Origin of the sequence: Shinella sp. HY16, assembly GCF_028534175.1 — a bacterium.
In the GTDB taxonomy this organism is placed as follows: Bacteria; Pseudomonadota; Alphaproteobacteria; order Rhizobiales; family Rhizobiaceae; genus Shinella.
The window spans coordinates 611,377-630,667 of the sequence record NZ_JAHYXL010000002.1 but is presented as its reverse complement, the minus strand read 5'-3'; the positions used below and the strand labels follow the sequence as shown (position 1 = coordinate 630,667).

Here is a 19,291-nt window from a genome sequence, read left to right as displayed (position 1 = left end):
GACCGCACGGTGGAACACGGCTTGAACCCGTCATATCAGGGTTTTCAAATCGAAACCCGTATCGGCCACCTGCTCCGGCAAGGGTGAACGCCCGGCCTCGATCAAGCGCTTGCCCACCATATAGCTGCGCGGCTCGTTCATCGCATCGACGGCAAGCAGCACGCCCTTGCGAAAATACCAGTGCGAACGTGCCTTCTCGTTCGCTCCCGATCGCACCACAACCCGGTCAAATGTCGTGTTCAGGCCGGCGATCTGCAGCTTCACGTCATACTGGTCGGACCAGAACCAGGGCTTCGGCACATAATCCATCGCCGCACCCAGCATATTGGCCGCGACGGCTTCAGCCTGGTCGATGGCGTTCTGCACACTCTCCAGCCGGATCATGTCACCGCGATAGGGCAGGCGCGCGCAATCACCGGCCGCCCAGATGGCGGGATCTCCTGTCCTGCCATGCGCATCGACGATAACACCGCCATCGCAGGCGAGACCCGCCGCCGCCGCGAGCCCGTCATTGGCCGTCACGCCGATGCCGGCGATGACGAAGTCCACCTCCCGGCGTGAGCCATCCGCTAACACCACCGAGATCGCCTCCCCGCGTTCCAGCCCAGCCAGGCCGGTGCCCTCGAGGATTTCGACACCGTTGCCGGCATGAAGGCTCCGGAAATAATCGGAAGTTTCCGGCGCGGCGACGCGCTGGAGAATACGGGGCGCCGCCTCAATGAGTGTCACCTTGAGGCCGAGCCTGGCCGCCACCGCCGCGGCCTCCAGCCCGATATAGCCGCCCCCGACGACCAGCACCCGTCGCCCCTCGCGGAACTCCGGGGCCATACGATCGACATCGGCCAGATTGCGCACCACATAGACGCCGGACAGGTCGCCACCGAGCGCGGCCGGTAGCGAACGCGGCGTCGCGCCGGTCGTCAGCGCCAGCTGGTCATAAGATACGCGGTCGTCATCGAGACGGATCTGCCGCGCGGCGCGGTCGATCGCGACGATCCTTTCACCGAGCCGCAGGGCAATGTCGTTGTCCGCGTAGAACCGCTCGGGCCGCAGGTGCAGCTGCTCCAGCGTCATTTCCTTCATCAGGTATTTCTTGGAGAGTGGCGGGCGCTGGTAGGGCAGCGTGTCTTCTTCACCGATGAGCGTGATGCGCCCGCCAAAACCAAGGACCCGCAGTTTGGCCGCCAGCGACGACCCGGCCTGTCCTGCTCCCAGGATCGCTATGTGGTTCATGTCGTCCTCCCCTCGCTCCTGCTCACGCGACCCGGTTTTCCGGCGCATCGCCGCGGAAAAAGGCCTCCAGATTGTCGAGCGCCGTCATGCCCATCGCCGCGCGTGCCGCCTGCGTCGCCGAACCGAGATGGGGCAGCAGAACGACGTCGTCACGCTCGCGGAGGGCGGCCGGCACGGCGGGCTCGAATTCATAGACATCGAGCGCCGCCCCGGCGATCTGCCGGCATTCGAGCGCGCGGATCAGGGCCACCTCGTCCACCACCTCGCCGCGCGAGACGTTGACGAGATGCGCCTCAGGCCGCATCAAAGCGAAGGCACGCTCGTCGATCAGGTGGCGCGTCTCGCTGCCACCCGGCACGGTCAGAACGACAAAATCGGCGCGTTGCAGCAGATCGTCCAGGGGCACCTGTGTCGCGTCCATGCCGGACACGGTCTTCGGCGAGCGGTTGTGGAACAGCACCCGCATGCCGAAACCGGCAGCGGCGCGGCGGGCGACCTCCTGCCCGATACGCCCCATGCCGACAATGCCGATCGTGCTGCCGGAAACATCCCGGCCAAGAAGCTGTACGGGATGCCAGCCCTTCCATGCCCCGGACCGCACCAGCCGCTCCCCCTCGCCCGCACGGCGCGCGGTCATCAAGAGGAGCAGCATCGCAAGGTCGGCTGTCGGGCCGGTGACGGCCCCCGGCGTGTTGGTGACGGCAATGCCTGCGCGCGCCGCTGCCGCAAGGTCGATATGGCTGACCCCGGCGCCAAAATTGGCAAGGATGCGGCAGCGCGGCAATGCCCCATCGGCAAACACCGCCGGCGAGAAGACATCGCCGAGAGAAGGCAGGATCGCGTCGTGATCGCGGAGCGCGGCGGAAAGCTCTGCCGCCGTCGTGGCGCCGGCGTCCTTGCGGATCGTCAGGTCGAAGAGGGCGCCGGCCCGCTCGTGCACGGCGGCCGGCAAGGGACGGGTGATCAGCAGGCGCGGTCGTTTCATAAATCCCTCCCAGACTGCATTCCAACCACCCTCCCGGCGGCAGAAAGCCACGAATAAACATGATGATAATCAAAAGCTTACCGTAACATCCGGAAAGAACATACCAAATAGTTTGACCATTTGCTATGAGTTTGTTTATCTAACCTCGGAGGAAGAGGAGGAGCAAGATGGAACTTCTGTCATCAACGGGTATCCGTAACGGCATGGAGGCTTCCCGATGAAGCGCTTCTGGGCCGACTATTCCAGCCGTGATTTCGCAGCGCTCGATCGGGGACGCCTCATCGCCGTCCTGCCCATCGGAGCCATCGAGCAGCACGGACCGCACCTGCCGATGTCCGTCGACAGCTGTACCGTCGACGGGGTGGCGCGCCGCCTCGCAAAAGCCCTGCCGGAGGATAGTCCAGTGCTGTTCCTGCCCACGCAGGCCGTCTGCAAGAGCGACGAGCATATCGACTATCCCGGCACGCTCACCCTTTCGGCCGAAACGCTGATCCGCGTGCTGACCGAAATCGGCGCCAGCGTGGCGCGCTCGGGGGTCCGCAAGTTCGTCCTCCTCAACGGCCATGGCGGCAACATTCCGGTCATGGACGTCGTGACCCGCCAGCTGCGCGTTGCCCATGACATGCTGGCCTTCTCGGTCAACTGGTTCGGCTTTGGCATGCCCGAGGGCGTCTATTCCGATGTCGAGCGCACCCACGGCATCCATGCCGGCGACATGGAGACCTCCGTCATGCTGGCACTCGACCCCGGCAATGTAACCATGGCCGCGGCCCGTGACTTCCGCTCGCGCGGCCAGGACCTTTTCGAAAACTTCCGCCACCTCGGCCTCGGCCGGGGCGCAAAACCCGGCTGGAAGACACAGGATTTCAGCACGGCCGGGGCCTGCGGCGAGGCGCATCTCGCCACCGCCGAAAAGGGCGATGCGACCCTCGACCACGCCGTGGCGCGCCTCGTCGAGGCCATGGCAGAGATCGACAGCCTGCCAGCCGACTGGCTGGACAGAAAACCGGAGTGGTAGCATGAACGCGGCAAGCCCTCTCCCCAAGGCCGCCGGCCTGACCGGCGCGCCCGCCCTCATCGACATGAAGGACGTCTACAAGCGCTTCGCAAACGGTACCGTGGCGCTGCGCGGCATGTCGCTGACAATCCGCAACGGTGAGTTCGTGTCCTTCCTCGGCCCTTCGGGCTGCGGCAAAAGCACCGCACTGAAGATGATCTCCGGTCTCCTGTCCCTCTCCTCGGGTTCGATCACGGTCAACGGTCATCCGGCCGGCGAAAGTCCCCATGGCAGCGATATCGGCTATGTCTTCCAGGAAGCGACGCTGATGCCCTGGGCAACGGTCTTCGACAACGTCTTCCTCCCCCTGAAACTGCAGGGGCTCGGCAAGGGCGAGGCGAAAGCCCGCGTGGAAGAGGCCCTTTCCATGGTGGGCCTTGCCAATTTCGCCCGCTCCTATCCGCGCGAACTTTCGGGCGGCATGAAGATGCGCGTTTCCATTGCCCGCGCCATGGTGACGAAACCGAAGCTGCTCTTGATGGACGAACCCTTCGCAGCGCTGGACGAGATGACCCGATCCAAGCTCAACGACGAGGTGCTGGGCCTCTGGCGCTCGCACGGGCTGACAGTGATCTTCGTCACTCATTCGGTCTTCGAATCCGTCTATCTCTCCAGCCGCGTCGTGGTCATGGCCGCGCGCCCCGGCCGCGTGGTGCACGACATCGCGCTGCCCGGCGCCGAGACGCGCACGAGCGCCTACCGCATGACATCCGAGTACACCGAGAACTGCCGTCTGGTCAGCAACGCGCTCGAAGGGACCATGGACCATGTCGATCTCAACCATTGATCCGGCCGTTGCCGAAAGCGAAATCGTCGATCCGCGCATCCTGCTCGAACGCCGCGAACGGCGCCTGCGCGTCATCATGCCCATCATCTCGATTCTGGTGGTGCTTGGACTGTGGGAATTCCTCGTCTGGTACAACGAGGTTCCGCATTACCTGATCCCCGCGCCGAGCCTGATCGCAAAGACGCTGGTCGAGGACTGGTCGTCTCTGATGCAGAGCGCGGCGTTCACGGTGAAGCTGACGCTGCTGTCACTCAGCCTCGCCATCATCGGCGGCGTGCTGCTCGGCATGCTCTTTGCCTTGTCGCGCACGGTGGAAATGTGCCTCTTTCCCTTCGCCGTCATCCTGCAGGTAACGCCGATCATCGCCATCGCACCGCTGATCCTCATCTATGTCAGCAACACCTTCTTCGCGCTGCTCATCTGCGCCTGGATCGTCGCGTTCTTCCCGATCCTGTCGAACACTGCGATCGGCCTGCGCAGCGCCGACCATAACCTGCGCGACATGTTCCGGCTCTATCAGGCGACGCCCTGGCAGCGCCTGCGCCACCTGCTGATCCCCTCGGCACTCCCCTACTTCATGGCCGCGCTGAAGATCGCCGGCGGCCTGTCGCTGATCGGCGCGGTCGTCGCCGAATTCGTCGCAGGCACGGCGGGGCAGAACACCGGCCTTGCCTCACGCATCCTCGAATCGAGCTTCCGCAACGAGATCCCGCGCATGTTCGCCGCGCTGTTCCTCGTCTCGGTGCTGGGGGTCGGGATCTTCCTCGTCACGTCCTGGCTGTCGAACCTCGTGCTCGGCCACTGGCACGAAAGCGAAATCAAGCGCGAGACGTGAACCTCATGCGGACCATCGAGACCACCAGCCTCGCCGATGCCGGCGCCGCGGGCCTGCGCCTTGCAGGCGCCAGCCTCGCTGGCCGGGAGGGCCATTGGGACATCGCCATCAGCGGCGGCCGCATCACGGCCCTCGCCCCCTCGGCAAGCCGCGATGGCGGCCTCGTCCTGCCGCTCCTGGCCGACATTCACACCCATCTCGACAAGACCTTCACCGCCTCCCGGATGCCGGCCCGTGCCACATCGCTCTCCCACGCCATCGAAATGATGCAGGCCGATGCCGCACTCTGGGACGACGCCGATCTGCGCCGGCGGGCAGGCCGGGGACTGGGTCGCGCCTATCGGCACGGCACGGCGCTGATGCGCAGCCATGTCGACTGGTACGGCGCGACGCCGCCGGCAGCCTGGACCGTGCTGCGTGGGCTTGCCGACGAATGGCAGGGTCGCCTCCATCTGGAGCTTGCCTCGTTGACGCCGCTCGATCTCTTCGCCGATGTCGGCGAAGCCATCGCCGGTGAGGTCAAGGCGACGGGTGGGGTGCTCGGGGCATTCATCTATCGCAACAATGACCTCGAGGCCCGGCTCGCGCACGTCTTCGACCTTGCGGAAAAGCACGATCTTCTGCTCGACTTCCATGTCGATGAGGGGTTGGACATCGAGGCGCGCGGCATCGATGCCATCGTGGCGGAAACCGAAAGGCGTGGCCTTTCCGGCCGGGTGTTGTGCGGTCATGGCTGCGCGCTCTCGGTGCGTGATCCCTCGGAGGTGGCGGACATTCTCGCCCGAGCGGGCGCAGCGGGTGTCGGACTGACGGTACTGCCAGGCTGCAACGCCTACCTGCAGGACGCCAGGGCCGGCCGCACGCCGCGCCTGCGCGGCCTTGCGCCCCTGCATGAGGCGCGGGACGCAGGCCTTGCCGTGATGATCGGCTCCGACAACGTGCGCGACGCCTTCTTCCCCTTCGGCGACTATGACCTCTTCGACGCCTTTCGCAGCGCGACCCTGCTCGGCCACCTCCAGCCGGAGGACTGGCTGGACGCGGTGAGCGAGACACCGGCCCGCTGGATGGGCCGGAGCCTTGCGCTTGTCGAGGGCGGCCCCGCCGATTTCATCCGGCTCGACGCCGAGGATCTGACCGATGCCCTGAGCCGTCCCCGCGCCGACCGACAGGTCTGGCGGGGCGGCCGCATCCTGACCGACCACGAAGGAGAACAGACATGACCGGACACCGCGACTGGGCGTCGATCAAGACGGCGCTGAATGGGATCCGCCTGCATGACGACGAGAACTACATCGCCGCGCGTTCGCGCGACTACTTCTGGTATAGCCCCATCCTCAACGAGCAGCTGAAGGACAAGCTGGGCGAGCTGGTGGTCGTACCCCAGACCCTTGAGGAGGTCGTGCATGTCGCCTCCGTCGTCGCCCGCCATAAGGTTCCGCTTACACTGCGCGGCGGCGGCACCGGCAATTACGGCCAGTGCGTGCCGCTGGACGGCGGTATCGTCATGGACCTCACCCGCCTCGACAGAGTGATCGAGATCACGGACGGCCATGTGCGCGTGGAGGCGGGCGCCCGCATCTCGCGGCTCGATGACGCTGCGCACGAGACCGGGCAGGAACTGATGATGTATCCTTCGACCCGCCAGATGGCGACCATCGGCGGCTTCGTCGCCGGCGGCTCTGGCGGCATCGGCTCGCTGCGCCATGGCATGCTGCGCGACCCCGGCAACCTCACCTATGCCAAGGTCGTCACCGTCGAACCGGAACCGCAGGTCATCGAGCTCCACGGCGAAGACGTGCAGAAGGTGCAGCACGCCTATGGCACCAACGGCATCGTGGTGGAGCTCGGCGTCGGCCTCACCCGCGCAACGGACTGGATCCATACCGCCGCGCTCTTCGACGGCTACGACGCCGCGCTACGTTTCGCCTCGCTGGCGCAGCAGAAGGGGCTCGACTGCTACCTGCTGACCACCGTCGAGCGTCGCTTTGCGCCCTTCTACAACAAGCTCGGCGATCTCTTTCCCGCAGACCGGGACGCCGTCTTCGCCATGGTCGCGCCGCAGGAGATGGCCCGCTTCACCGCCGAGGCGGAGGCCCTTGGCGGGCGCATCTCGTTTGCCATGAGCAAGCCGGAGATCCGCGCCGCCGGCCTGCAACCGGCCTATGAATGCGGCTGGAACCACACCACGCTGCAGGCCCTCAAGGCGGACAAGAGCTGGACCTATCTGCAGGTCGCCTATCCGCGGCCCTTCGATCCCGACCTCGTGCTCCGCCAGATGGCCCGCTACGGCGAGGAGATCTACTGGCACCACGAAATGGCGCGTATGGACGGCGAGGTGCAGATCTTCGCCCTGCCGTTGGTGCGCTACCGCGGCGAAGAGGCCATGTACCGCCTGATCGCCGAACTGGAGGAGACGGACGGCTGCACGATCTTCGACCCTCATGTGGTGACCATCGAGGACGGCGGCATGAAGCAGATCGACCAGACGCAGATCGAGTTCAAGAAGCGCGCCGATCCATACGGCCTGATGAATCCCGGCAAGACCCGGGGCTGGACCGATGGCATGGCCCGCACCGACGCCTGAAACAACCAAAGGGGAAACGCGCATGAAACACATGACAAGTCTTTTCGCCGCCGTGGGCCTGCTGCTCGCCGCCGGCTCCTCCTGGGCCGCCGACAAGGTCGTCTTCGGTACCAACTGGCTGGCCCAAGGCGGCCATGGCGGCTTCTACCAGGCCGTGGTGGACGGCACCTATGCCAAATACGGCCTCGACGTCGAGATCAAGATGGGTGGCCCGCAGGTCAACACCCGCCCGATGCTGCCGGCCGGCCGGCTCGACTTTCTGATGGGCGGCAACCTGCTGCTCGCTTTCGACAATGTGCGCAACGGCATTCCCACCACGGTCGTGGCAGCGATCTTCCAGAAGGATCCGCAGGCCTTCATGGCGCACAAGGGCGAATATGCCGATTTTGCGGCGCTCACCAAGGCACCGTCCGTACTCGTTTCCAAGGACGGCCAGTTCAGCTTCTGGCAGTGGATGGTCACCCGCCTCGGTTTCCAGGATGAACAGCTGCGCCCCTACGGCTTCAACCTCGCGCAGTTCCTGAGCGACAAGAAGATGGTGCAGCAGGCCTATGGCACCGCCGAGCCGCTCTATGCCGCAAAGGAGGGCGCGGAGGTCGACGTGTTCCTGCTCGCCGATCAGGGCTGGAGCACCTATGGCTCGATCATCGAGACGCGCAACGAACTGGTCGAGAACAACCCCGACCTCGTGCAGCGTTTCCTCGACGCTTCCATTGAGGGCTGGAACAACTACCTCTACGGCGATCGCAAGGCGGCCTATGCAGCGATCATCGCCGCCAATCCGGAAATGACGGTCGAAAAGCTCGACGCCGAGATGGCGCAATTCGACAAGCTTCAGATCATTGATTCCGGCGAAGCGGTGGAAAAGGGCATCGGCGCGATGAGCCCCGAGCGCATCAAGGCCTTCCATGACCTTGCCGTCGAAAGCAAGATCATCGAGGCTGGCGCCGTCGATCTCTCGAAGGTCGCCGATACGCGCTTCGTCAACAAGGGCATGGGGCTCGACATCAAGGCCAAGCTGACGGGCAGGTAAGCAAAACCACGGACCGGCACCCACCCCGTGCCGGTCCGATCCCGACGCATCGCCAGGAAGGCCAGGACCGCCCATGAGCACCCTTCAGAAAAAGCGGCAGGAAATCCACGCCGCCATCCGCAACGCGGCCATCCAGGAGTTCGCGCGCAACGGCCTGTCAGGCACCTCCACCCAGGCGATCGCGCAGACGGCGGGCATCACCAAGGCCCAGCTACACTACTACATCTCCTCCAAGGAGGAGCTCTACCAGCAGGTCCTCAGCGACATCGTCGGAGCCTACAAGGACATCTTCTTCCTCTCCGCCTCGCGCGACGATCCGGCGCTGGCGATCACCCAGTATATCGAGCGCAAGGTACGCCATACGCTGGAATTCCCCGACCTCTCACGCTTCTTTGCCAATGAGATTGCCCGTGGCGCACCCGAGATGACGCCCCATTGGGCGGCGCTCAAGGCCGCGGTCGAGGAGGCGAACGCCGTGATCCAGCAATGGATCGACAGTGGCAAGATAACACCCGTCGATCCCCTGCTCTTCCAGATGAACATCTGGGCCGTGACCCAACACTATGCCGAATACGAGGCGCAGGCGCGCGTGCTGATGGACCGGCCGGAAAGCGAGGCACTCGATGCGGACCGCATCATCGCCGAAGCGACCGCGCTTTTCCTGCACCGCTGCGGACTTGCCGGCAAGGAGGCGTGACCCATGAAGGCACTGCAACCCGCCAGCCTGCCCGCACCTTTCGGCCGCTATTCCCACGGTGTCGCCTCGGGAAGGATCGTCGTTACCTCCGGCCAGCTCGCCCTTGCCGGCGACGGCACGATCCCCGAAGGGGTCACGGCCCAGGCGGAACTGTGCTTCGCCAATATCCGCGCGATCCTTGCCGAGGCCGGCGCGGACTTTTCCCATGTCCTGCGCTTCAACGCCTTCGTGACGGAACGCGTGCACATGGCCGACTATATGGCGGTGCGCGACCGCCTCGTCGCCGATCTCCCGGTCAAGCCTGCCTCCACGCTCATGATCGTTTCGGGCTTCACCCGACCGGAATTCCTGGTCGAGGTCGAGGCAACGGCGCTTCTGCCCTGAAGAGTTCCAAACGAAAGGAAAGCGACCATGGTCCAGATCACCTTTGTGGAACACGACGGGAGCCTCCATGTCGTGGAAGCCGCCGCCGGGTTGACGCTAATGGAGGCGGCCCGTGACGATGATGTGCGCGGCATCCTTGCCGAGTGCGGCGGGGCCTGTTCCTGTTCCACTTGCCACGTCTATGTCGCGCCCGAATGGGTGGACCGTCTGCCGGCCATCTCGGCGCTGGAACAGGACATGCTGGACTTCGCCCACGACCCGGACCCCGCCCGCTCGCGCCTGTCCTGCCAGATCAAGCTGACGGACACGCTCGACGGACTGCGCGTCGATCTTCCGGAGCGCCAGGGATAGACCATCTCCTGCCCGCCGGATATCGAACCATCCCTCGGTCCCGCTATGACGCGGGCTGGGCGACAGATGGCGTCGCCGCCGGGTTTCAAGCCCGAACATTGTAGCCGGCATCGACATAGATCGTCTGTCCGGTGATGAACCGCGCCTTGTCCGACAGCAGAAACGACGCAGCCTCCCCGACCTGTTCAAGGGTGACCAGCTGTTTGAGCGGCGTCTCTTCCGCAGCCTTTACCAACAGGTCGTCGAAATGCGAAAGGCCCGATGCGGCACGGGTCTTGACCGGCCCTGTGGAGAGCGCATTCACGCGGATCGCCTTGTCGCCCAGATCCACCGCCAGATAGCGCACCGTGGATTCGAGGGCTGCCTTGACCGGCCCCATGATGCCATAGCCGGGGACGACCTTCTCGGATCCATAAAAACTCATGGTGAGGATCGCACCACCATCGGACATCAGTGGCTCCGCGCGTTTGGCAAGCCGAACGAGCGAATGGCAGGAAACATCCATGGCAGTCGAAAACCCGTCCGGCGAGCTGTCGACGACCCGTCCGTGCAGATCCGCCTTGGGTGCGAAGGCAATCGAATGCAGCAGGAAGTCGAGCCGGCCCCAGTGGGCCGCGATGGCCTTGAAGACATCGTCCATCTGTTCCGGCCGGCACACGTCGAGCGGCAGGACGATCGGCGCCCCGAGCTCCCTGGCAAGCGGCTCCACATGCGGCCTTGCCTTGTCATTTTGATAGGTGACAGCGATTTCAGCACCGAGCGCCTTGAGCGCCACGGCACAGCCCCAGGCCAATGACTGGTCGTTCGCCAGACCGACGATCAACCCTTTCATCGCCGTGCCTCCAGCAGTGCGCGTGCATGGATCGCCATCATCATTTCCTCGTTGGCCGGGACTACAAGGGTCTGGAACGGCGGCAGAAACGCAAGCCTTGCAACGATCGCCTCCCGGATCGGGCTCGCGTTCTCGCCGATGCCGCCCGTGAAGACGAAGGCGTCGAGCCCGCCCATCGAAACCGCCATCATCGCGGCATATTGCGAGACCTTGAGCGTGAAATAATCGAGTGCAAATCGGGCAGCCGGTTCGCCGCACTCCAGCAACGTCTTCACGTCGTTGCTGATCCCCGACAGGCCCTTCAGGCCGGAATGCTCGTAGAGCGCGGCTTCCACCTGTTCCACCGTCATGCCCAACGCACGCAGCATATAGGTCACCGCACCGCCATCAATCGCTCCGCTTCGCGTTCCCATGGGAATGCCGTCGAGCGCGGTCATGCCCATGGTCGTGTCGACGCTGACGCCGTTATCGAGAGCACAGAGGCTGGCACCGTTGCCGAGATGGGCGACAACCACCTTGCCCCGGGCGATATCGGGATGGTCCTGCTCCAGAGCCCGGGCAATCCACTCATAGGAAATGCCATGGAAGCCGTAGCGGCGCATGCCCCTGTCGCGCAGCGGCTTCTCGATTGCGAACGTCTGGAAGAGCGGATCGTGCCCCGCGTGGAACGCCGTGTCGAAACAGGCAATGTCGGGCGCATGCCCCGCCAGCCGATCCGACGCCTCGATGCCCGCGAGATTGTAAGGCTGGTGCAGCGGCGCCAGCGGATTGAGCGCCTTGAGCGCCCTGACGATTTCCGGCGTCACGATGACAGGCTCGACGAACTGTGCAGCGCCATGGACGATGCGATGCACCGCCGCCACCATGCGCCAACCGTCATCGAAGCGATCGATAAGGTCCAGAACGGCCGACAGGGCCGTGTCATGGTCGCTGCCGTCAAGCGGGCTGTCGATCGACCGTCCTGCATCCGCAACGGTTGCCGATAGGCGGGCGCTCGCGCCGATCCCCGTCACCTTCCCGTTGGCAAGTACCTCGAGCCCCTCGTAGCCCAGCACCTGGAACTTGAGACTGGACGATCCGGTGTTAAGGACAAGGAGGACGTCCTTCACTTGATCTGCCCCTTGTCGCGCGCCTCGGCCAGAAGCACCGCGAGCGCGCAGGACAACAGCCGCGCCCGCTCATTGTCCGCCCGGCTCGTCAGAATAACGGGCACGCGCGCGCCGAGCACGATGCCGGCGGCCTCGGCCCCTCCAAGGAAGGTCAGCTGCTTGGCCAGCATGTTGCCGGCCTCGATATCGGGAACGACAAGGATATCCGCCTCGCCGGCAACCATGGAGACGATACCCTTTTCCCGGGCGGCCTCCGCACTGATCGCGTTGTCGAAGGCCAGCGGGCCGTCGATGAGGCAACCTGTGATCTGGCCACGATCGGCCATCTTGCAAAGCGCTGCGGCATCAAGCGTCGCCTGCATCTTCGGATTGACCGTCTCCACGGCGGCAAGGACAGCCACCTTGGGAAGGTTTCCGTCACCGAAGACCACGCGCCAGAGATCGGCGGCATTCTGCACGATGTCGGCCTTGACCGGCAGGTCCGGGAGGATGTTCACCGCTGCATCGGTAATGATGAAGGGCTTGGGATAACTCGCAATGCTCATGAGATAGGCGTGGCTGATCCTGCGCTCCGTCCTCAGCCCGGCATCTGACCGCACGATGGCTCCGAGCAGTTCGTCGGTGTGGAGCGAGCCCTTCATGATCGCATTGACCTGATGCCCCGCCGCCAGCTCCGCAGCCTTCGCGGCCGCAGCGTGGCTGTGTTCCACGTCCACCAGTTCCCAGCCAGAAATATCGACCGAAGCAACCGTGGCCGCCTCCTCGATCTTTGCCTTGGGTCCGATCAGGATCGGTACGATGAGCTTTTCCCGCACCGCCTCGTCGACGGCTTCAATCACATTCGGCTTGACCGGGTGGACAACGGCCGCCCTGGTCGGCGGCAAGGCCCTGCAAAGCGCCAGGATCGCATCGGTCGCCTCGGCCATGCAGGAACTCCTCTGTCCAGGATGAATCACCCGCTGACCTTACGATCCCGTCCGCAACATCGAAAGACCCGTCATGCGATCGAAGAGGTGGAGGTTCGCTCCGTCAGCCGAGAAGGCGACGGGCGCGCCGGTTACGGGCCGGCTGCTCGCTGGAACGAGAGCGCCGATCTCCCTGCCGCCCACACGGAAGGAAACCAGGGCACTGTCACCGTGAAACTCAACGAGGTCGGCAATGCCGGCAAGGGTGTTCTCCCGCGTGTCTTCGCCGGCTGCGGGCGACAGCGACGACGGCCGCACGCCGAGGGTAAGGGCCTGTCCCTCCTTCAGGTCGAACCGCCTGCGATCGACCCTGAAACGCAGCCCGTCGCCCTCCAGCAGCCAGCTTTCACCAGCAGAGCGCGCTGTTACGTCGAGGAAATTCATGTTCGGCGTGCCGATGAAGCCGGCGACGAAGAGCGTGCGGGGACGCTCGTAGATTTCAGCAGGCGTGCCAACCTGTTCGATCGCTCCGCCTTTCATGAGCACGATACGATCGGCCAGGGTCATCGCCTCGAGCTGGTCATGTGTAACATAGATCGTCGTGGTCTTGAGCGTCTGGTGCAGCCGCGCGATCTCGACGCGCATATGGTTGCGCAGCTTGGCATCGAGGTTGGAAAGCGGCTCGTCGAAGAGGAAGACGCGCGGCGTCTTGATCATGGCGCGGGCAATCGCCACGCGCTGCTGCTGGCCACCGGAAAGCTCCGTCGGCTTGCGGGCAAGATAGGGCTCCAGGCCGAGCGTGCCGGCGACCGTCTTGATGCGGCTGTCGATCTCGGCCTTGTCGACCTTCATGCGCCTCAGGCCGAAGGCGATATTGTCGTAGATCGTCATGTGCGGATAGAGCGCGTAGTTCTGGAAGACCATCGCAACGCCGCGGTCGCGCGGTTCGAGGTCGTTAACGGTGCGGCCGGCGATGCAGACCTCTCCGCCGGAGATTTCCTCCAGCCCGGCGATCATGCGCAGGAGCGTCGATTTCCCGCAGCCGGAGGGGCCGAGGAAGACCACGAATTCGTGGTCCGCGATCTCCAGGTTGAAGTCCCTGATGACATTGACCGCGCCATAGGCCTTGTCGACGCGGGTGCAGACGATGTTTGCCATGCTCAGTTCTCCTCCTGCACGCGGATTTGCAGTTTTACGTCGGTCGGCCGCGCTTCGGCCGCCCGCTCGAAGGCGGCGACGCTTTCACCAAAGGCATAGGTGCCCGTTATCAGCGGCTTCAGATCGACCTTGCCGGACGCGATGAGTTCAAGGGCGCGGTCGAAGACATTGGCGTAGCGGAAGACCGTTTCCACGCGCACCTCCTTGGAAATGGCGCCCGGGACGTCGAAGCGCACCGCATCGACCGGCAGGCCGACCAGCACGACGGCACCGCCCGGCCGCACGAGATCGAAGAGGCCCTCGAAGGCCTTCGCGCTGCCGCTGGCCTCGAAGACGACGTCGGCGCCCCATCCCCCGGTTGCGGCAGCGACGGCAGCTGCGAAGGGGGTCTTGCCGACATTCACCGGCTCGATGCCCGGATAGGCGGCCGCGATCGCCAGCTTCTCGGCGGAAAAATCCGAGATGAAGACCCGGCTGCACCCGCCGGCCAGCGCCGCCAGCGCCACCATGATGCCGATGGGACCGGCGCCGATGACCGCCGCGACGTCTCCCGGCACGATGCGGGCGCGGGTGGCCGCCTGCATGCCGATGGCGAACGGCTCGACCATCGCGCCTTCTGCAAAGGAAACATTGTCCGGCAGGCGGTAGGTGAAGGCGGCGGGGTGAACGGCATAGGGAGCAAGAACCCCGTGCACCGGCGGCGTCGCCCAGAAGCGCACGGCGGGATCGACATTGTAGAGGCCGAGCTTCGCGGCGCGGGACGAAAGGTCGGGAATGCCGGGCTCCATGCAGACCCGGTCGCCGACCGAGAGGGAGCGGACGTTTTCCCCGACCGCGACGATGGTGCCCGCGGCCTCATGGCCGAGCACCATGGGCGCCTGCACCACATAGGCGCCGATCGCGCCATGAGTATAGTAATGCACGTCGCTGCCGCAGACGCCGACCGTATGGACGGCGATCTTGACATCCTCAGGCCCGACGGAAAGCGGGAGATCGATGTCGCGAAGGGCAAGCACGCCCTTCTCTTCGAGAACCAAGGCTTGCATGGAAGATTGTCCTGTCATCAATTGCTCTTGCGCCGGAACGCATTGTTGAGGAGGCCGCTGAGGATCCCGACAAGCAGGAGCGGCGGAATGGAGAGCAGCACCACCGAGGCGTTGAGGATGCCCCAGGGCACGTCGCGGCCGAGCTGGGTGAGCTCCGAGGCGACGATCGGCAACGTCTTGGCATCCGAGGTCGTCAGCATCAGCGCGATCAGGAACTCGTTCCAGACCAGCACGAAGGCAAAGGCGACCGCGCCGATGAGCGAGCGCGAGGCGATCGGCAAGGCGACGCGCAGGAAGACCGCATAGGGGCCATAGCCATCGACCCGCGCCGCCTCCTCGACCTCTTTCGGCACGCGGGCGAAGGCCGGCACGCCGAGCCAGATGACGGTCGCGAGCGTCAACAGCGTATAGGTAACGATCAGCGAGAGCCGCGTGTCGTAGAGGCCGAGATCGAGCCAGATCACCATGAGCGGGATCGCCACGGCGACCGGCGGCAGGAAACGTAGCGACAGCACGAAGAACTGGATGTCGGCCGACCAGCGGTTCGGATAGCGCGCGATGGCATAGGCCGCCGGCAGGCCGAGCAGCGCGCCGATCAGCACCGATCCGCCGGCAGCGAGCAGCGAATTGAGAAGGCCCGCCGCGACGCTTTCCCGACCCAGCACATAGGCGAAATTGTCGAGTGTCGGCGTGAAGAGGAAGAGCGGCGTGGGCGTGACGATATCGACGCGGTTCTTGAAGGCGTTGATCGCCGTCCAGACCATGGGGAAGACGGCGGAAAAGGCCGCAAGATAGAGAACGGAGCGGCCGAGGAAACGGGAGACGTTCATGGCTTCACCCTCTTCCAGATCACCGTGAAGATGACGGTCGTCGCCAGCATCATCAGCACCGCCATGCTGGAGGCATAGGAGATGCGGCCAGATTCGATGAAACCCTGTGAGAAGGCATACATGTCGAGCGTTTCCGTCGCGATGCCGGGTCCCCCGCGGGTCATGACATAGATGAGGTCGAAGGCGCGCAGGGACTCGATCATCTTGATGAAGGTGAGCGAGATGAGTGGCGCCTTCAACATGGGCAGGGCGACATAAGCATAGATCTCCCAGCGCCGCGCATGGTCGAGGCGCGCGGCCTCGAAGGGCTGCGGCGGCAGGGTTTCGAGCAGTTTCAGCACGATGACCGAAAAGAACAGGCCCCATTGCCAGACATCGACCAGCGCGACCGTCATCAGCGCCGTGGCGGGGCTCGACAGCACGTCGAGCGGCTGGCCGGTGATCATCTTGTAGGGATAGGTGATGATGCCGTAGAGCGGGTGGAAGGCGAATTTCCAGACGAAGGCAGCCGAGACGCGCGGCAGGATGACCGGCACCAGGAAGACCAGTGTCAGCACCGCCCTCTGGCGCATCGAGGCGAGTTCGAAGAGTAGGATGCCCAGCACGATCGCGACGAGAAGGGTCAACGTGACCGTTATCACCTCCCATGTCAGCGACACGCCCACCGCATTGACGAAGCGGCGGTCGGAGAAGAGATCGATATAGTTGGCAAGGCCGACGAAGCTGCCGTCGGGACGGCTGAGCTCGCGGTTGCGGAAGGAAATGTAGATGGCATAGGCGGTCGGCACGAAGGCGAGCACCGCCAGGATGACGAGCGGCGGCGCCAGGAAGACGGCGGGCAGGCTGGTTCTTGATTTCATGGGGGTTTCCTCGGGATCGCGCGGCCGCCGTCTCGGGAGGCGAAAGCGGCCGCGCGGCTCAAAGGTTTACTGGCTGCGGGCGACGAAGTCCTTGGCGAAACCTTCGAGTTCGGCAAGGCCTTCCTTGATGTCGGAACGCGAGCCGGTGATCAGTTCCTCCAGGATGATGCCCCAGCGGTCGCCGAGATCCGGCCAGAGCGCGCTCTGCCAGAAGTTGACCGCCGTGACCTTGCCGGTATCGGCAAGGGCCTGGCCGAGGTCCGGACCGTAGAGCTTGGCGAAGGCATCGCTCGCCATGATGCTGGTGCGGTTGAGTTCGCCGAACTGGTTGGCCTCCAGGCGCCGCTTCTCGTTCTCCTTCGATGTCGCCCAGGCGATGAAGAGGCCGGCGCAGGCCTTGGAGGCATCGTCCGGGTTGGCCTTGGTGCCGATGGCAAGGCCGTGGCCGTAGCCGCCGCCCGTCAAGGGCGTCGGGGGCGGCAGGTAGCCGACCTTGCCGACGACCTGCGAGGTCTTCGGATCGATCGCGAGGCCGGCGAGCGGCGTGGATTCGATCAGGATGGCGACCTGGCCCGAAAGAAAGGCGCCGGTCGATTCATCCCAGCTGCCGGTCTGCGTGCCGGGCGCGGAATATTTGAAGAGGTCGAGATAGGTCTGCGTCGCCTTGACGGCCGCCTCGCTGTTGAAGGCGCGCGTGTTGCCGTCGAACCATTCCCCACCGAAACCCTTGAAATAGGGCATCCAGCGCCAGACATTGGCACCCGATCCGCGCTGGCCGCGCAGCGCAATGCCATAGACGCCCTTGTCCGGCTGGTGCAGTTTCTGGACAGCGTCCTTCAGTTCATCGAGCGTTGTCGGCGGCTTGATGCCCGCTGCCTCCAGGAGGTCCTTGCGGTAGACCATCAGGTCGCCGCCGCCCGTAACGGGCGCGAACCAGACCTTGCCGTCATAGGTCGCGACCTTCTGGCGGCCGGGGTCGAAATCCGCATAGTCGTATTCTTCGGGATAATAGTCGGTGAGCGGCACGACCCAGCCGGAGGAAGCAAAAAGCGCAACATTCGCCTCATCGACGTAATACACGTTGTATTTGCCGATGGTGGAGGCATCCGCCTTGGTCTTGGCGCGCCGGTCATTCTCGTTGAGATAGTCGATCTCGAAGGATGCGCCGCCGGAGAGCTTGGTAAACTCGTCCTTGTAGCCTTCCAGAAGCGTCAGGCCGTCGCGCGGCTGGGCAAGAATGCGGATCGTGCCGGAGCACTCCGCAGCCAGCGCGATCGACGAGACCGAGCCGGCAAGAAGGCAAGCATAGGCGATGCTCGAAGCGAGCGTCTTCACGGATGTCATGGATGAACCTCCCCTAAGGATTCTATGGTCGGCGCGGCTCGACCTCCTCGGGCCGGCGCCAATCTGTCAGCGAACAGTTTCGCTGGTGCTGATATTAGCGAAGAGAACCGGGGGAACTAGCGTGCCTGATGCAGCAATTCTGTACTTTAATGCGAAATGGCATGCTGCAGTGCAGAAATAACACCGTGTTTTCGCAAGGTTTCATCGGCTTGCTGCGGGATCATCCCGAAGCGAGCGACGATGGGGCGCCAGCCGGCGATAGGCCGACGGCGTCATGCGGTGCTGTCGCAGAAAGGTGCGGTTGAAATTGGAAATGTTCATGTATCCGACCTCGAAGCAGATGTCGGTAATCGGCGTGTCGCCTTCCGCCAGAAGCTTGCAGGCCTGCCAGATGCGCAGCTTGTTGACGTGATCGGTGAAGGTGTTGCCGGTGTTCTTCTTGAAGAAGCGGGAAAAGGCGCTTTCGCTCATGCCGGCAAGGTCCGCGACATCCGCAAGCCGGATATCGGTTGCGAAGTTGCGGTAGATGAAGACGAGGGCGCGCTGGAGGACATCGAGCGTCTCGGCATCGAGCTTCGGCGAATATTCCGGGGAAGACAGAATGTCATAGTCGCTGGACGTGCCGAGCAGGTCGAGCAGCTGAAGGAAGAGGGCAAAGCGGGCGACGCCCTTTTCCGCCCCCATGCGCTCGACCAGGTCGGCGCCCCTGGCCAGCGTTTCACCGTGAAAGACGAGGCCGCGCTGGGCGCGGGAGAAGAAATCCTCGAGTTGGGCAAATTCCGGGATCAGCCGTGTCGCCTCGCGGATCCGGTCGGGATGGAACTGGAGCACGACGTCCCGCCCCTCGATCACCTCACCCGGCGCCGTCATCGTCACCCAGTCATGCGGCAGGTCGCTACCGATGACGGTGAGATAGGTCGCCGAAAAAGCGCCGATATAGTCACCGACAAAGGCAATGCCCGTGCCCTTGCGGATCAGATGGATCTCGAATTCCGGGTGGAAATTCCAGACGTTGCGCTCCCAGGGATAGTCATCGAGCCGCCAGAGAAAGCTTTCGTCGATGCCGGTGATGATGTGCTCGAAGGTCGGTGTGCTTGAGGAAAACGGACCGGGTCTTGGGTCTGCAGCGCTCTGGGCTTCACGCATCCTGGTGAGAGTGGCCACATTCTTCTCCGGCAGGGTTTCACTCGACGGAAGGTGCAGGCGAGCGATCACCGGTGCGGTTTGGAGCCACGCCTTCCGCTCCCATTGTGGCGTGGAA

The 19,291-nt window shown here is 64.3% G+C and carries 20 protein-coding genes; 9 read left to right on the top strand and 11 right to left on the bottom strand.

Going from position 1 to position 19,291, the window contains the following annotated elements; genetic code table 11:
* Window positions 1-30: 30 nt before the first annotated feature.
* On the bottom strand, window positions 31-1,233 hold the full coding sequence (locus tag K0P03_RS23400) for an NAD(P)/FAD-dependent oxidoreductase (RefSeq protein WP_272790752.1): 1,203 nt from the start codon (window positions 1,231-1,233) through the stop codon (window positions 31-33).
* Between the two features lie 22 nt (window positions 1,234-1,255).
* Window positions 1,256-2,218: a 2-hydroxyacid dehydrogenase gene (locus tag K0P03_RS23395; RefSeq protein ID WP_023517026.1), complete on the bottom strand. Its 963-nt coding sequence runs from the start codon at window positions 2,216-2,218 to the stop codon at window positions 1,256-1,258.
* Window positions 2,219-2,435: 217 nt separating this feature from the next.
* Here K0P03_RS23395 and K0P03_RS23390 point away from each other — a divergent pair, with 217 nt between their 5' ends.
* The 9 genes from K0P03_RS23390 (at window position 2,436) to K0P03_RS23350 (ending at window position 9,946) form a co-directional block, all read left to right on the top strand.
* Window positions 2,436-3,236, top strand: a complete 801-nt coding sequence (locus K0P03_RS23390) for a creatininase family protein (RefSeq protein ID WP_272790751.1) — start codon at window positions 2,436-2,438, stop codon at window positions 3,234-3,236.
* A gap of 1 nt (window position 3,237) precedes the next feature.
* Entirely contained in the window at window positions 3,238-4,062 is an 825-nt protein-coding gene (locus K0P03_RS23385) for an ABC transporter ATP-binding protein (RefSeq protein ID WP_130517595.1), read from the top strand.
* Entirely contained in the window at window positions 4,043-4,897 is an 855-nt protein-coding gene (locus K0P03_RS23380; RefSeq protein WP_023512615.1) for an ABC transporter permease, read from the top strand. The genes K0P03_RS23385 and K0P03_RS23380 overlap by 20 nt, the downstream gene beginning before the upstream one ends.
* A gap of 5 nt (window positions 4,898-4,902) precedes the next feature.
* Window positions 4,903-6,117: an amidohydrolase family protein gene (locus K0P03_RS23375; protein WP_272790750.1), complete on the top strand. Its 1,215-nt coding sequence runs from the start codon at window positions 4,903-4,905 to the stop codon at window positions 6,115-6,117.
* Entirely contained in the window at window positions 6,114-7,481 is a 1,368-nt protein-coding gene (locus K0P03_RS23370) for an FAD-binding oxidoreductase (RefSeq protein WP_272790749.1), read from the top strand. Before K0P03_RS23375 ends, K0P03_RS23370 begins: the two co-directional genes overlap by 4 nt.
* Before the next feature lie 22 nt (window positions 7,482-7,503).
* Window positions 7,504-8,514 carry an ABC transporter substrate-binding protein gene (locus K0P03_RS23365; RefSeq protein WP_023512618.1) on the top strand — a complete coding sequence of 337 codons (1,011 nt, stop codon included), beginning with the start codon at window positions 7,504-7,506 and terminating at the stop codon, window positions 8,512-8,514.
* Between the two features lie 73 nt (window positions 8,515-8,587).
* On the top strand, window positions 8,588-9,211 hold the full coding sequence (locus tag K0P03_RS23360) for a TetR family transcriptional regulator C-terminal domain-containing protein (RefSeq protein ID WP_024269882.1): 624 nt from the start codon (window positions 8,588-8,590) through the stop codon (window positions 9,209-9,211).
* A 3-nt stretch (window positions 9,212-9,214) separates the two neighbouring features.
* Window positions 9,215-9,595: a RidA family protein gene (locus K0P03_RS23355; protein WP_023512076.1), complete on the top strand. Its 381-nt coding sequence runs from the start codon at window positions 9,215-9,217 to the stop codon at window positions 9,593-9,595.
* A gap of 27 nt (window positions 9,596-9,622) precedes the next feature.
* On the top strand, window positions 9,623-9,946 hold the full coding sequence (locus K0P03_RS23350; protein WP_023512077.1) for a 2Fe-2S iron-sulfur cluster-binding protein: 324 nt from the start codon (window positions 9,623-9,625) through the stop codon (window positions 9,944-9,946).
* A gap of 85 nt (window positions 9,947-10,031) precedes the next feature.
* On the opposite strand, the gene fabI is transcribed toward K0P03_RS23350, so the two are convergent.
* The 9 genes from fabI to K0P03_RS23305 all read right to left on the bottom strand — a co-directional run bounded on the left by fabI (window position 10,032) and on the right by K0P03_RS23305 (window position 19,194).
* Window positions 10,032-10,778, bottom strand: a complete 747-nt coding sequence (fabI, locus tag K0P03_RS23345; RefSeq protein WP_272790748.1) for an enoyl-ACP reductase FabI — start codon at window positions 10,776-10,778, stop codon at window positions 10,032-10,034.
* Complete coding sequence (locus tag K0P03_RS23340; RefSeq protein ID WP_272790747.1) at window positions 10,775-11,887, bottom strand: acetate/propionate family kinase; 1,113 nt, start codon at window positions 11,885-11,887, stop codon at window positions 10,775-10,777. Before K0P03_RS23340 ends, fabI begins: the two co-directional genes overlap by 4 nt.
* Complete coding sequence (locus tag K0P03_RS23335; protein WP_023512080.1) at window positions 11,884-12,813, bottom strand: bifunctional enoyl-CoA hydratase/phosphate acetyltransferase; 930 nt, start codon at window positions 12,811-12,813, stop codon at window positions 11,884-11,886. Before K0P03_RS23335 ends, K0P03_RS23340 begins: the two co-directional genes overlap by 4 nt.
* A gap of 39 nt (window positions 12,814-12,852) precedes the next feature.
* On the bottom strand, window positions 12,853-13,950 hold the full coding sequence (locus K0P03_RS23330) for an ABC transporter ATP-binding protein (protein WP_272790746.1): 1,098 nt from the start codon (window positions 13,948-13,950) through the stop codon (window positions 12,853-12,855).
* A gap of 2 nt (window positions 13,951-13,952) precedes the next feature.
* Complete coding sequence (locus K0P03_RS23325; RefSeq protein ID WP_023512082.1) at window positions 13,953-14,996, bottom strand: NAD(P)-dependent alcohol dehydrogenase; 1,044 nt, start codon at window positions 14,994-14,996, stop codon at window positions 13,953-13,955.
* A 17-nt stretch (window positions 14,997-15,013) separates the two neighbouring features.
* Window positions 15,014-15,826 (bottom strand): carbohydrate ABC transporter permease, encoded by an 813-nt coding sequence (locus K0P03_RS23320; RefSeq protein ID WP_050746245.1) that lies wholly within the window; start codon window positions 15,824-15,826, stop codon window positions 15,014-15,016.
* A complete protein-coding gene (locus tag K0P03_RS23315) occupies window positions 15,823-16,686 on the bottom strand; it encodes a carbohydrate ABC transporter permease (RefSeq protein ID WP_272790745.1) in 864 nt (287 codons plus the stop codon). The genes K0P03_RS23320 and K0P03_RS23315 overlap by 4 nt, the downstream gene beginning before the upstream one ends.
* Window positions 16,687-16,752: 66 nt before the next feature.
* Window positions 16,753-18,030, bottom strand: a complete 1,278-nt coding sequence (locus K0P03_RS23310) for an ABC transporter substrate-binding protein (protein ID WP_272790744.1) — start codon at window positions 18,028-18,030, stop codon at window positions 16,753-16,755.
* A gap of 201 nt (window positions 18,031-18,231) precedes the next feature.
* Entirely contained in the window at window positions 18,232-19,194 is a 963-nt protein-coding gene (locus tag K0P03_RS23305; RefSeq protein WP_336314299.1) for an AraC family transcriptional regulator, read from the bottom strand.
* Window positions 19,195-19,291 lie beyond the last annotated feature (97 nt).